We start from the raw sequence: 14,756 nt of genomic DNA on the forward strand, positions 1-14,756 counted from the left end.
TTTTAAAATTAAGAAAATTCCTTTTCTTCAATATGTTTTCATTTTATAATTTATTAATTAATAGTTACAATCTTAATATTCGATGAAATGCATGCGTTTTACGCATTAAATGGAGTGATTTAAAAATGGAGACAAGGCAAATTCAGTATTTCATAGAGGTGGCAAAAAGAGAGCATGTTACAGAGGCAGCAGACGCCTTGCATGTTGCCCAATCATCCGTAAGCAGACAAATTTTCAATTTAGAAAACGAATTGGGGGTAAAACTTTTTATACGTGAGGGAAGAAGTGTAAAGTTAACTCCAATAGGAAGAATTTTTTTTGAAAGAATGAAGCAAGTATGGAATCTGATGGAGGATGCAAAGCGAGAAGTAGAAGAAAATTTAAATCCTGAAAAAGGAACCGTTCGAATTGCATTCCCAATAAGCATGGCGGCCCATACCTTGCCGTTCATCATTTATGCTTTTCGCACCAGGTACCCAGAAGCAAAATTTCAAATGAGCAATGCCCTTTATTATGATTTAATAGACGGTGTTATAAATGGTGAATTTAATTTGGCCATGATTGCCCCCATGCCCAATCCGGAAAAAGAAAAAAAAATAAAAGGTGCTACTCTATTTACGGAAAATATCGTTGCTCTCATCCCTCTTCATCATCCGTTATCTGATCGGAAATCGATAAGGTTACGAGACTTAAAGGATGACCCATTTTGTGTTCTTCCGGAAGGATTTGTTTTTCGCGAACAGGTTGTTGGGGCTTGTAATGATGCCGGTTTTCCGCCCCAAATCGCCTTCGAAGGAAAAGATATTGATGCATTAAAAGGATTAGTCTCAGCAGGTCTGGGTGTAGCTTTGATGCCTGAGATGACTTTGGTGGATAATACACCCCGCTCCACTGTCATGATCCCATTATCTGATGAGAATCTCACACGATCAGTCGGTGTCATCTACCCTGCCCAACGGAAACTTCTTCCTACCGAAGCCTTGTTTTATGATTTCCTGCTTGAAACCTATGAACGATTACATGAATTTAAAAAATGAATGAACTTAAAAAGGAACCTGAGTCAGGTTCCTTCAACTATACTTTTCGCCGCTTTTCTGGCTCTCAAAAATCGGACTACATTTAAAACAATGGTTTTTAAAACAGCATACGTTGGGACAGCCAAGACCATTCCAAGTACGCCTGCCAGATTGCCTGCAGCCAAAAGAATAATGATAATGGTTGCTGGATGCGTATCCAATGATTTCCCTAAAATCATCGGAGACAGGAAGTTCCCTTCAATTTGCTGGGCAACTAGGATTACGACGATTACCAATAAAGCTTTAGTAGGTGAATCAAAGAATCCGACGAGCACTGCCGGCGCACCGCCAATGATCGGCCCGACATATGGGATTATGTTGGTGAAGGCTACAATCAGCGCCATGATTAATGCATAGCGTAAACCGATAATTAAGTATCCAATAAAGGCTAATGTACCGACAGCCAGGGCAACCACCACCTGCCCCTGAATGTAGGCGGATAGGGTCTCTCCTGTTTCTTTTAAAATTTTTAAGCTCTCATCCCTGTAATCGGAAGGAATGAACTTTGATACTGCTCTAGGAAATTTTTGTCCATCCTTAAACATATAAAATAATAAAAATGGAACTGTCACAAGAATAATCGCAATATTAGTGACGATGCCAAAAAAGCCGAGAAGGATGTTAGTCAATTTGTTTGGAAGTGTATTGGCATACGCCAATAACCGCTGCTGAACATTATCAATCATTTCACTTTGCTGGTTCCTAAAGTTTTTAAACTCTGAAGACTTGATTACATCATTAACATAATCAGTCGTCTTATGAGCAAATCCAGGGAGATCATTGGCAAGCTCTGTCGCCTGTTTGGAAACAGCAGGGACGAGGCTTCCGGCTGCCAAGACAAGAAGACCAGCAAACACAACATAAAGGACCAAAATGGCTGCTACCCTAGGGAGTTTTTTACGTTCCAGAAAATTCACAACCGGATTCAAAAGGAAATATAGGAATCCAGTGATGAGAATTGGAAAGAAAACCGTCGAAAAAAACACCCCTATAGGCTTAAACATAAATGAAATCTTGGTTGAAACGAAAATAATCGACAAAACAAGCAAAATTTGAATCAGCCAGAATTGTATTTTAGATTTTGACACGGATATGTACCTCATGCTTCAAATATTTGGATAAAGTATATCAAAATCTTGGAGAAATATACAGTAAATATCAAAGTTTTTATTGAAGTCCTACCTACATTTATAAAAATTCAAATAGATAATTAAGAAAAAAGCCAATTCTTTCTTTATAAATAGAAAGTAAATCGGCTTTTTATTTTGAAGTTAAGTCCTTACTACTTTTTCCTCTATGCTTACTTCATTTTCCTTTTTTCTAGAAGATAAATTTGCTAACGCACCTGGAAGGGCAATCATCGCCGGCAAAAAGATTGGAAGAAGCACAAAGCAAAGTACAATCAGTCCTGTAATAACTGCTACAGCTAACTGATATAAAACCATAATTCCAGCAGGCATTAGTGTCGCAAAAGTGCCTCCTAGTATAATGACGGCTGCAATAATGACTCCGCCTATATGTCTAGAAGCCACCACGATGGCGTCTTTCTGTGACATATGAGGGTATTCCTTAAAGCGCATCATTAAGAATATACTATAGTCTACTCCCAAGGCGACAATAATGATAAAGGAGAAGAACGGAACGAAGGAAGATACCCCTTCATACCCCTTCAAATCTATGAAAATATAGTTAATCACGAACATGGCTGCATAGTACGCTCCCAAAAGGGATGCCGTGATGAATACCGGTGTCCAGAAAGATCTTATAACAAAGAACAACACGAGCAATACTCCGATAATGACGATCGTTGTCGTTCTATTCAAATCCCTGCTCAATATATCATTCGTATCATTTGTAGTCGCGCTTGGTCCAGCTGTACCAAACTTGGCATCGGAAAGCTCTGTTCCTTTAAGTCCATTGGAAACCGTTGCATTTATTTTATTAATGGTACTTAAAGCTTCTGGAGAATAAGGATCCGCTTTTAAAACAACCAACATTTTTGTAATCTTTCTATCATTGGACATGAAAGCGTCTAATGATTTTTCAAAGTCCTTGTCCGTCAAGGCTTCTTTCGGCATAAAGAAAGTTTTATTTCCTTTATATTGCGTTAAGAAACCGTTCGTTTGCCCGAGCCCATCAGATATTTGCTTAAGCCCGCCGTTTACATCCGATAGTTTTTGCCCAAAGACACTGAAACCATTGAGCCCGTCTGCCAGCTGCTGCTGACCCGATTTCATTTGGCCAAGACCATCTGTTACCTTGTTCATATTTGTTACGATTGTGCCTATTCCTGAAGAAGTTTTGCCAAGTCCACCTTCAATATCTTTCAAGCCAGCTGCCATTTGTGATAAACCACTGCTCATGCCTGAAAGATTTTTATTGGCTTCTGCAAAACCGGCCGTTACGGTATTGTAATTATCATTTAATGCTTTAATACCTTCAGGCGTAATTTGACTCAAATTTGATAATGAGTCATCGATTTCTTTCTTTAATGCCTGGTAATTCTCATCACTATTGGCATTTGCATCACTCTGACCAAGCTTTGTTACCAATGATTGCATTTGTACCAGCGAATCTTTTACATTAAGAAGTTTCTGCGCATCAGCTTGGTATTGGGTCCCCATCCCTTGGAAACCAGCCTGCATTTTTTTATAATTTTCAGCTAACACGGCAACACCGCTGCTCATCTTTGAAAGATTTGTTTCGATGTTTGCTATACCATTGCTGATTGTTTGTGAATTACTTGACCCATTATCGATACCAGCTTGTAATTGCTTTAATCCATTGGTTAAGGCGTTCATCCCATCTTGAAGCGTTGCTGTACCCTCAACCATTTGAGTGACCTTCGAAAAGTCAGCTGATCCGAGCTTTTCTTGCGCCTGCTTTAAGCCATCATTGATTTGATCCACACCATTTTGCGTTTTGGAAATGCCATCCGTAACCGATCCCATTTGACTATCGACATAAAAACCATCAATTGGTTTCCCTTGAGGCTGTGTAACCGAAGAAACCTGCTTCACTCCCTTAATAGCCTTGATGCTTTCCGTTACGTTATCAACAACTGCAAGCGATTCATTATTATTTAATGCTGAACTATTTTCAATGACAACAGTCGCAGGCATTGCCTGGCCCTTGCCAAAATGGTCCGCAATGATATGAAAGCCCTTTGTAGAAGGATAGCGATTTCCAAGTTCTCCAATTGTATCAAAGTTAAGCTTTTGTTGGTGGAAATACACCATTGGCCCCAGGATTAAGACGATAAGGATCACCGTTATGAATGGACGCTTTGTCGCAAAAGTTGATGTTGCTCCCCAGAATTTGTTTTCCTTATGCCCGCCGCCTGCATTCTTGGACGGCCAGAAAAGTTTATTGCCAAGAACTTTCATCATGAAAGGTGTTAAAGTCAGAATTTCTAGCAATAGGATCGTTACACCGATTGCTACAACCACACCAGATTTATAGATTGGTGACTCCGCAAAAACAAGGGCAAGGAATGCAATAAACACCGTGAGAATACTATAAGCAATCGTCTTTCCTGCCGTTTTATAGGTTCTGATGATGGATTCATCTATCGAATGCCCATGGGATAGTTCCTCCCTAAATCGATTAAACAGAAGGATATTGTAATCCGTTCCGATACCAAAAAGGATAAGCACTAAGAGCATTTGGGTGAGACTTGTAATCGGAAATCCTGCCTTATCAATTAATTGAGCGGCAATTCCCATGGAAACTAGATAGGAAAAGGCCACCGTTACTAAGGAAATCAAAGGCGTTACTACTGACCTAAACGCAATAATTAGCACAACTAAAATAAAGATTACGGTCAATGCAGCGCTCTTCTCAACTCCGGACACAGAAGCTTTTAGATAATCATTATTGATAAAATCTTCCCCGCTAAGATAGTACTTAACAGGTACTTTTTTAAGTTTGCTATCAAATTCTTTTTTAATATCATCCACTTCTCTTGATTTCTTATCAAGCTTAAAACTCACCATAAGAGTCGTGCCATCTTTAGAAACCAAAGAGCTTTTTGCTTCTGGCGTACTAAAAGGATCAATCATATCGGTAATACCAAGCTCTTTGCGGCTATCGCTTATCAATTTTACCTGATCCCCGATTTTTTTCATTTCTTCTTTAGAGATTTTATTTTTATCATAAAATACGATAAGGTTGTTCGTACCCTTGATAGTATCCATCTTTTTGAGGATGTTGTCCGCTATGACCGAAGGGCTTCCATTTCCCGTTCCTTGCTGTCCTTTTTGCCGCAGGATGGCATTGATGTCAGGCTGAATGACTGTAAGCAATATTGTTGCAATCAGCCATAAAGCAAATATAGCCCAACGGCCTTTTATGATTGATCTCACCTTACTTGTTCCCCTCCTATTTTGTTTAACATGTTTATTTTTCCTGTTGGTCTACTTTCAGAAAAAACAAAACATCATCGAATTCCCTCTTCACATTAGTCACTATAACAAGGGAATAGGAAGGGTTCAAAAAGCAAAATAGAACGAGTGAATCAAAATAATACATTATTGTCATTTTGTATTATTACAACATGACTTGGTTGAAGATTTCGAACAGCTCCTCTTTCTTATAATTATATTCTTTACTAACCCAATTCTGTAAGATGGTTATAAAGGAAGTGGCATATAAGTCACACATGACCTCAGGATACTTCGACTGATTGATTTTTGTTGAAATTGGATCATTCTCTGTTTTTGAATGTTCACGTAAAATATCACTGGCAGTTTTGACCATACTTTTGAAAAAGATATGCCCATCCGATCCTAATAACGTATTTTCAAATAACACAAAATGTTCATCTACATAATCGACCAGTAATTTAAACGTGTCAGTATTACATTCTTTATTTAATTTAATAATCTCTTCAGATAAATGATAAATAAAATCTCTTAGCAGGCTGTATTTATCTTCATAATACCGATAAAAAGATGTGCGATGAATTAACGCATCATCACATATATCTTGAATCGTGATATGTGAGAATCGTTTCGTTTGTAAAATGCGCATAAAACTTTGTATAATTTGGCGCCGTGTGCGCTCAGTCGTATAGTTCATAGTACACATCCCTTTCATGAATTCAAAAGCTATTATGCTCCCATACTGGAGTAATTTCTGTAATAATTTCATTATTTAATATATGTTGCAGCTCGTTTTTCTTTTGTTTGGCTACTGTTACTTGATGGAGATCAGAAAAGAAAATGTAGGATTGATTTTTATATAGCTGACCTTCTCTTGCTGTTGGGTCATGTAAATCAAAAAACAATTCTACTAGTTCATCATAAGATACTTTCCACGGATTAAACCATAATTCTACTATCTTTACATTTGAGTCTTTTAGATATCCTGTTCGAGCCTTTTCAATCCCACGAAATCCTGTAATAAATGCTTTTTGACTAAAAAATTCGCTTGCACCAAACACTGCTCTTTCCATTTAATATCGCTCCTCTTGAGCGATAAGCCTTCTTCCCATTCAAAAAACCTCTCTTTGTTTAAAAGAGAGGTTAGTATGATGAAATACTTTCCTCTCATCTTTCAAAGGTTTATACCTTTGCAGGAATTAGCACCGTTTCAAGTCAATAGTTTGACTGATGGTTGCCGGGTTTCATAGGGCCTGTCCCTCTACCACTCTGGATAAGAAGTTTATCGCTATTTATTTTTAATAACAATAACACCCACTGAACTGAAATTCAAGTAAAAAATCTCGGGGATTGCCTTCAGCGGAATGGATCAAAAAGGCAGGAAATGATTGTTATACTACGTACACAAACCCACTAAGCACACTATTGAAGAACTTTCAATATAGAATCTTTATGTTCCATTACATATTTTTCCATATGAAATTTCCTTATATTTTAATATTTTTTTTTGCAATTTTAATTATTCGGATAATTCCTTTATCCTATTCATAATGAATTTAAAATCTTTAAATTAAGGACATAAAATAAAGGAGCGAAGGAGACATTTTATGTGGATTATAACTCTTTATTCAGATTTAAATATTACCTTGTTTGAAATGGAGACAGAAGAAGAAGCAAGAGAGGCATTCAAAAAAATGAAAGGCTGTAAAATTCTTTCAGAAATTGTTTACTTCAATTATCCCCAGCTAGGTACTAATTGAGGTAATTTTCAGGATAAAATGATCCATTTTTATAAAAAAGCCATTCTTAAACCGGAAGATTGGATAAATAGGGAGAATATGTATGAAAGCAAAATTTTGTAGAGAATCAAGAGTTATACGAACAAGTCGTGTATTTCCAAATGACGTAAACAATCACAATACATTATTTGGGGGACGATTATTGAGTGATGTGGACCAGGTAGCGTCTATTTCCGCTGCTCGACATAGTCGCAGGGAATGTGTTACTGCTTCAACCGATTCAGTTGACTTCTTATGTCCTATTCACACATCAGATTCAGTTTGTTTTGAATCCTATGTGACATGGACAGGTACATCATCCATGGAAGTTTTTGTAAAGATTATTGCTGAAAATTTAAAATGTGGAGAACGTAGAATTGCAGCTACTGCTCTACTAACCTTTGTTGCACTTGATCAGAATAAACGTCCGGCACATGTTCCCCAGGTCATTCCTGAAACAGAAGAAGAGAAAAAATTGCACGAAACTGCACCAGAGAGAGCAAAAATGCGTAAGGAAAGAAAACAAAAGAGCAAAGAATTAGCCACTTTCTTAACAACAAATTAATTAGCTTAGCTTTGTAGCCAGGTTGGACAGTAGACTTCACGGGCGTTAAGTCATTTAATGAGCTGCCTGGTTGTTCCTTCTTAATGGCTATGTTAGATTAGCACATTGATTTCCTATTAATCAAAATGGTGGCAAAAAAAAAATAAAAAAACCCTTATTGTATAAGAAATTTACAGAAATAAGGGTTTTTTAGATTCATATTTATGAATACAGCAGCGCCAGCATATGACTGGAAGTGATCTTCGCCTATAGATTCACGAGAGGAGTCTGGCAAGCCGGAGAAACGTCCCCCGTGTTACCTTACCTTTTCTCTAGATAAAGCAGTTTTAAATTGTTCGATTAGAATAGGAACGATTTCAAAGGCGTCGCCAACGATTCCATAATGGCAGTTTTGAAAAATGGGGGCTTCTTTGTCCTTATTAATGGCAATGATTAAGCCGGAATTTTTCATTCCCACAATATGTTGAATCGCACCGGAGATCCCAATTGCAAAATAAATTTTCGGCGTCACGGTCACACCGGTCTGCCCTACTTGATGTGCGTGTTCAATCCAGCCGGCTTCCACCACATCCCTACTGGCACCGACCGCTCCTCCAACGGTTTCCGCCAATTGGTGAATTAACTGAAAGCCCTCGAAGCTCCCTAATCCTTTTCCGCCGGCAACAATGATGTCCGCTTCGTCGATTCTTACTTTTTTAACGGTTTCCCTTACAATTTCCAAGACTTTTGTACGAATATCTTCTTCCTTTAAGGATATAGTTTCTTCCACGATCTTCCCTGTTCTTCCTGGCTGAGAAGGCAGCGCCTTCATGACCTTGGAACGTACAGTCGCCATTTGCGGCCGGTATTTTTTACATAAAATGGTCGCCATAATATTTCCGCCAAATGCCGGTCTGCTCGCTAAGAGTAACCCTGTTTCCTCTTCCACATCCAGTTCGGTCGTATCCGCCGTCAAACCAGTCGGCATATCGGTGGCGACCGCGCTTGCCAGGTCTTTTCCCGTTGAAGTGGCACCGAAAAGGATAATTTCTGGTTTATATTTTTCCGTACAATCCAGCAGCGCCCTCATGAAGGATTCGGTTCGATAATGCTTAAAGATGGGTTGGTCATAGACATATACTTTATCTGCTCCAAATTCAAATACGGTTTGTGTTAAATGTTTAACATTTTCCCCGATTAAAATGCCGGCCAATTCCACTCCCCGTTTGTCTGCCAACTTTCTTCCAGCACCCAATAGTTCAAGAGAAACGGAAGCAACCGCTTCATCCTTCTGTTCGATGAAAACCCAGACTCCTTGGTAATCTTGGAAATCCAATTACTTTTCCCCCTTCACTTCAAACAGTTCTCGCTTTTCGAGTACGACAGAAAGCAACTGCTCCACTTGCTCCCGTGGGTTGCCTTCAAAGAAAGTTCCCCCTGCTGGTTTTTGCGGAGCCCATACTTTAGAAACAATCGTTGGGGATCCCTTCAAACCTAGCTGCTTAATATCAACCCCTTCCAGGTCATCAACAGACCAGATATGCGGTTTGTATCTAGCAGCTTTAATCATGTTTGGAAGCGGAGAATACGGCACTTCATTGATTGTTTTTTCAACAGAAAACAAACACGGCAATGTGGACTTGACGACTTCATAACCGTCCTCCAATTTACGGTGAACAATGGCATAACCTTCTTCTTGATTGATTTCCTCTACTTTATTTACAGAAGTCAGCGGTGGAATATCAAGCCTTCTTGCAATTCCAGGTCCGACTTGCCCGGTATCACCGTCGATGGACATTTTACCGCAAATAATCAAATCCACGGGCCTCGTCTTGGCAATTTTTTCAATCGCCTTCGTCACGGCATAGCTCGTTGCCAATGTATCCGCACCCGCAAACCGTCGGTCGGTGATTAAATAGCCCTCATCAGCGCCTATTTCAATACACGTTTTGATCGCGTTAACCGCTGGTGGCGGCCCCATCGTGACAACGGAAACGATTCCGCCATACCTTTCCTTTAGACGAACGGCCTCTTCAACCGCGTGTGCATCATATGGATTCAAGATTGCAGGCGCTGTCCTGCGGTCCATTGTATTTGTTTTTGGATTCATCTTAATAATTTTGGTGTCAGGTACTTGCTTGATACAGGCTACAATATGCAGCATTTTACCCCTCCCTATACTTGCCAGCTGTTTTCGGCTAGTAAGCCTTTTTACGCTCGTTTACTATTACTTTATTTATTGAGATGTCCTAACATTCGAAATTTCTGACAAATATCTCTATAAATAATGCTAATAAAGACCAAAACAAAAAAACGCACGAGTGGCAGAGAGGAGCCATACTTGAAAAATTTAAATAATTTTCTGTTCTGCCACTTGAGGGATTTTTTGCCTGCGGGATATAACGAAGTAAACAGCAATCAAGCCGATTAATTCACCAGTCGAAGCTGCAATAGCACCTGCACTGCCATTTAGTGCCGGATTCCAAAATACTAACGGAATAATTACGAGGACCACAGTGACCATATTAAAAATTTGCGGTTTTAATAGAGACTTTGTACTTTTTTGAAGCATAAGAATGCCCCCAAAGTAATCCACCCAAGGGAAGACCATCGTTTTAATGATAAAAAATTTCAATACACGCAGACTTTCAGCTGCCAATGTCATGTCAGCACCAAGCAATGTTCTCATAAACCAAGGGCCGGCAGCTGTAAAACTAAGAATTGCCAGCAAAACAGATGGAACGATACTGAAAACAATCACGCATTTTATAACCATTCGTTTGTCTTTTTCATAGAATTGCAAGACAATCTGATGAGTGTACATAAAAAAGCTGAGTATCAAGTTGGTAATGCTAAAAGCCAATGCGAAGGAGGCAATCCCTAAATGTACATCTTGAATTTTGCCAAGGAATGCGTAAATGATCGGAATTAAAATTGTCTGGAAGGATAAATAAATAACTAACGGAAAATAAAAATTAGAAATTTCTTTTTGTCTCAATGTTGTTTCCGTTTCCTTTTCGTTTTCTTTAACAATCGAATTCCCCCGCCAGACACTTATGAAGCACTCGATTCCCATACCTGCTAAAAAGATAATCGCACCTGCGGCACTTGTATTTGCATGATTAGATAAATTCAAATATGCGGCGACAGCAAACATACCTGCCAGCCGAACAACAACGCCAAAGGTTAACCATTTTGTTTCCAGCTTATTAATAATCATTCCCTGATATAAACAGCGGAGGCCGGAAACTAAGATGACGCCTGAAAGAACGAGAAAGGTTACCCTCAAGGAGGCCATAGAATCCGCTTCGGCATTAAAGCCATATATAAACACCAAGTCTCCAAGCCGAGTGAGACCAATTAATGCACATAGGGCTGTTATTGCAAGTGAAACTTTGATAAAAAAAGCCGCAATTTTGTTGAAGGAAGCTTTCCCTTTTGCTAAAGCTGAGCTCGTTTGCCTAAAAACTAAGAGCGGCCGTTCAAGGATTCCAAATAAAGAAAAGGCAATAGCGTAATTGGCAATAATGACCTCGGCATGGTCGGCCCGGCTTAAGGTTCCATTTATAATGACATGAGAAATGGACGTTAGACTTGCGGATACGGCCAATGGAATAAAAAATATTAGTATCCTAATAAAACTGGAATCCTTCAATATCTTTGACAAAGTAAATTTTTCACCCCTTTTCCCTTTCATCTCCATTTTTTTACAGGGTCATTTATTTTTATCACGAGTTCCGAAATAATATGACTATTTTAGCTTTTTAAATTCGATTGGAGAAAAACCCGTGTATTTTTTAAAACTGCTGCTAAAATATTGGGGATTTGAGTATCCTATCCTTCCTGCTACCTCATAGGTCTTCAAATCTGTTTTTTGAAATAACTCCATCGCCTTCTCCATCCTCGTTTCAAGGAGAAAATCCCCAAAGTTGAAGCCTTTCTCTACTTTGAAAAGATTACTTAGATAGGCCGCGTTCACATGAACTTCTTCTGCCACTGTTTGGAGACTTAAATTGGCCACATGGTAATTGTCACGAATAAATTCAATCGCCTTGTTAACCAATGTGTGCTTTCGATTTCCATTTAGCCTTTTTGCAAAGTCAGCTAAATCGGAAGCAATTATTTTAATTTCGGAAAAGATCTCATCGATGGTCTGCAATTTTAATAGCCTGCTCTCGAAATTTCCGAATTTTGTATAGTCCCAGTTTTTTGCTATTTTAGATGATTCATAAAAAATTAATCCAATAAGCCTAACCGCGAACAAAACCATTTCCTGCAGGGATACTTTTTTATTAGTCAGAAGTTCATTTTTGGCATTCTCTAATAGCTCCGTCACTTTTTCCGGAAGTCCCAGGAAAATATATCTAAAAAAATCTTCTTCAATTTTTAGGTGTTCAGCCACTTCTGCACACTCTAAAGTTTCAATTTCTTCAATGGAATAAGCTCGATTGATACCTACCATATGACGAAATTCCATCGCTTTTACTGCTTCTCGAAAGGCGCAGCTAAGGTGTGCCAATTCATGATTGATTCTTCCCCTTGTAATCGTTATGGTCGTATGAAGGTTTTCTTGTACTGTTGAAAGGAATTCACTGGTTATACTGGTTATTGAATGTGTAAAATCCTCTGCCAGTAATGTGGAACCAAATAGAAAGACAGCAAAATGCTCCGTTTCAGCGTTAACAACACGGCCTTTAATTTTATAATGATCAAGGATATTTCTGCAGTACTCCATAATACAGTCCTTCACTGTCTCCATTTTGTGGAGGGAGCCAAAATCTGTTTGGTCCAGTTTGACATACAGTACCGCAACAATGGTCTCCTTAGGCTCCATTCCTACTATACTTAGCTCTTTAACTATTTCATCAATCGTCAGTTCGTTAAGACTTAACCTTTTAAGTAATTGCTGCTGGAAATAATATTGACTTTCGGTGATATAATTTTCTTTCCTCAGTTCCAGCTCTAATTCGATTGCAGCTTGTTTCAGCTTTTCAATCAATTCACTAGTTTCCACTGGTTTAAGGAGATAATCATAAGCTTTTAACTTAATTGCCTCATGAGCATATTTAAAATTTTCATAACCCGTCAAAAATATCACTCTTGTTTTGGGATTATGTTCTTTGATCACCTTAGTCATTTCTAGTCCATTCATAAAGGGCATTTGAATATCGGATATAACTATATGTGGATCATGCTCTTTGATAATTTCCAGACCTTGTTCACCATCGGCACCTACTCCAACCAAGTCAAATCCATATTCCGTCCAGGGTATAACACTGGATAATCCTTTACGGATAATTCGATCGTCATCAACTATTGCTACTTTATACATTATCTATGGCCTCCAGATATTTTTAGGACTGGGAATAGGTCCTCCTTCCTATCCTCAACATTCCAGATAAAACAGCTAGAACCCATAATCATTTTATGGGTTCTTTACCGTCTATTTTAGTTTGCCAGTACCAGCCTTAGCTTTTACCAGTGCTGGAACAGCCTGTGTCGGATCAATTCTTGTAAATAAGGATGGTTCCCAGCCAACATTTTCATTTAGCTGCACTGTATGTGTTTGATTAAAGGCATCGACTAGATCGACTTCATTCGCGGAGCTTTTTCCATTGACAAAAGATCCACTTTCATAAATAGTGGTGCCCTTCCAATCTTTGATAATTTCTCCAGGATCGACATCAAAATCGAAATTAAAATAATTGTTCTCTGCATAAATTTTTGAGTTTACGCCAACTCCAAGGGCATAATCAAACTCATAATCTGAGTCTTTATTAAACTCATAATAATTGTTGTAAACATGGACTTGACCATAACGGACCCTTGGCAGACGCTGTGTGAGGTTTTTGTAATAGTTATGGTGAATCGTGACCTTTAAGTGCTGCCCGTCGCTCGTTCTACTATCACTGGAGCCGATCAGCGAGGTCTTGTCATGGTCCTCTAACACATTGTAAGAAATCGTTACATAATCAGCACCGTTAGTTACATCAAGCAAACCGTCATGCTGCTGGTAGGTTCTTCCGAAAACTTTCCCAAAGTCTTCATCATGATGTTTTCCATCTGTAAACTTATTATGGTCAATCCAGACATTGTGCGAGTTATTTGTTACCGTTACATTATCATATTCGGAGTTCCATTCACCAAACTCACCGTCTGTCGGATCCCATTGCGGGAAGAAATCAACAGGTGCTTCAAATTCGATATTGCGGATAATAATATTTTCCACTGCGCTCATGATAAAGCTGCCGCCAATGATTTTAGCATCATCGCCCAGTCCAATAATGGAAGTGTTTGAGCCGATATTCACAACTATCTGCTCTTTTTGTTTCTGAGCGGAGCGGGCACGTGCATCCTCGAGCGGGCCAGACACTTCATCTTTGTGTCCCCATATAGCAGGATTATAGGCTTCGAGGTAGGCATTATAATCATACGCCGGATCTGCATAAAACTCAGGTCCGATTGGATTATTATTCAAATCTACATTAAAGTCAATCGTACCTTTAACAAAAATAATTTTAGGGTTGTTATCCTTGCCGCCGTCAAGAGCCTTAAGAAGCTCGGCTTTATTTGTTACGGTGAACACATGGCTTGCATCGGCCTTTGCTCCGCCAGTTGTTCCCTCCCCATAAGAAGCCCAGCCATCTTTCGGTGCCAGTACTTCCGTTCCTAAATCGGATGAAGCTGCTGAAACCGTGGTAATACCCATTGTCAACAAAGAGACTGCTAAAAGACTGCTAAATGTTTTTTTCATCCTGAACACTCCTTAATTTATTATTTAATGAAGAAATATCATTAACTTCAATGCTGCCTATTTAATAGTGGATCCTCATTTCTTGCCTTTTATTTTATCCGAAAACGCTTACACGAGGAATTCAATATCTTTAGCTGTTTGTTTGATATTTTTAGATGTTCGAAATATTTTAAATATTATTTAAGAGTGCACGACAAAAAAAGACAGCTTTGAAAAGCTGCC

The 14,756-nt window shown here is 38.8% G+C and carries 12 protein-coding genes and 1 riboswitch; of the genes, 3 read left to right on the plus strand and 9 right to left on the minus strand.

Annotated features, from left to right (window positions below; genetic code table 11):
• Positions 1-125 precede the first annotated feature (125 nt).
• Complete coding sequence (locus LC455_RS02885; RefSeq protein WP_223588044.1) at positions 126-1,037, plus strand: LysR family transcriptional regulator; 912 nt, start codon at positions 126-128, stop codon at positions 1,035-1,037.
• Positions 1,038-1,060: 23 nt separating this feature from the next.
• On the opposite strand, the gene LC455_RS02890 is transcribed toward LC455_RS02885, so the two are convergent.
• The 4 genes from LC455_RS02890 to LC455_RS02905 all read right to left on the minus strand — a co-directional run bounded on the left by LC455_RS02890 (position 1,061) and on the right by LC455_RS02905 (position 6,531).
• On the minus strand, positions 1,061-2,164 hold the full coding sequence (locus LC455_RS02890) for an AI-2E family transporter (RefSeq protein ID WP_223588045.1): 1,104 nt from the start codon (positions 2,162-2,164) through the stop codon (positions 1,061-1,063).
• A gap of 183 nt (positions 2,165-2,347) precedes the next feature.
• Positions 2,348-5,440, minus strand: a complete 3,093-nt coding sequence (locus LC455_RS02895) for an MMPL family transporter (RefSeq protein WP_223588046.1) — start codon at positions 5,438-5,440, stop codon at positions 2,348-2,350.
• A gap of 184 nt (positions 5,441-5,624) precedes the next feature.
• Positions 5,625-6,155: a TetR/AcrR family transcriptional regulator gene (locus tag LC455_RS02900; protein WP_223588047.1), complete on the minus strand. Its 531-nt coding sequence runs from the start codon at positions 6,153-6,155 to the stop codon at positions 5,625-5,627.
• 22 nt (positions 6,156-6,177) lie between these two features.
• On the minus strand, positions 6,178-6,531 hold the full coding sequence (locus tag LC455_RS02905; RefSeq protein WP_223588048.1) for a peptide-methionine (S)-S-oxide reductase: 354 nt from the start codon (positions 6,529-6,531) through the stop codon (positions 6,178-6,180).
• 91 nt (positions 6,532-6,622) lie between these two features.
• Positions 6,623-6,738, minus strand: a riboswitch (SAM riboswitch).
• 327 nt (positions 6,739-7,065) lie between these two features.
• Here LC455_RS02905 and LC455_RS02910 point away from each other — a divergent pair.
• Both LC455_RS02910 and LC455_RS02915 read left to right on the plus strand, forming a co-directional pair.
• Entirely contained in the window at positions 7,066-7,218 is a 153-nt protein-coding gene (locus LC455_RS02910; RefSeq protein ID WP_223588049.1) for a hypothetical protein, read from the plus strand.
• Positions 7,219-7,300: 82 nt separating this feature from the next.
• On the plus strand, positions 7,301-7,801 hold the full coding sequence (locus LC455_RS02915) for an acyl-CoA thioesterase (protein ID WP_223588050.1): 501 nt from the start codon (positions 7,301-7,303) through the stop codon (positions 7,799-7,801).
• 295 nt (positions 7,802-8,096) lie between these two features.
• Here the strand turns inward: LC455_RS02915 and LC455_RS02920 are convergent, their stop codons facing one another.
• From LC455_RS02920 to LC455_RS02940, 5 genes are all read right to left on the minus strand, one after another.
• Complete coding sequence (locus tag LC455_RS02920; RefSeq protein WP_223588051.1) at positions 8,097-9,116, minus strand: electron transfer flavoprotein subunit alpha/FixB family protein; 1,020 nt, start codon at positions 9,114-9,116, stop codon at positions 8,097-8,099.
• Positions 9,117-9,944 carry an electron transfer flavoprotein subunit beta/FixA family protein gene (locus LC455_RS02925; RefSeq protein ID WP_223588052.1) on the minus strand — a complete coding sequence of 276 codons (828 nt, stop codon included), beginning with the start codon at positions 9,942-9,944 and terminating at the stop codon, positions 9,117-9,119.
• Between the two features lie 186 nt (positions 9,945-10,130).
• Complete coding sequence (locus LC455_RS02930) at positions 10,131-11,447, minus strand: multi antimicrobial extrusion protein MatE (protein WP_223588053.1); 1,317 nt, start codon at positions 11,445-11,447, stop codon at positions 10,131-10,133.
• 84 nt (positions 11,448-11,531) lie between these two features.
• Positions 11,532-13,112 (minus strand): response regulator transcription factor, encoded by a 1,581-nt coding sequence (locus tag LC455_RS02935; protein ID WP_223588054.1) that lies wholly within the window; start codon positions 13,110-13,112, stop codon positions 11,532-11,534.
• 111 nt (positions 13,113-13,223) lie between these two features.
• On the minus strand, positions 13,224-14,534 hold the full coding sequence (locus LC455_RS02940; RefSeq protein ID WP_223588055.1) for a pectate lyase family protein: 1,311 nt from the start codon (positions 14,532-14,534) through the stop codon (positions 13,224-13,226).
• Positions 14,535-14,756 lie beyond the last annotated feature (222 nt).

The sequence above is a fragment of the Neobacillus bataviensis genome (assembly GCF_019969725.1).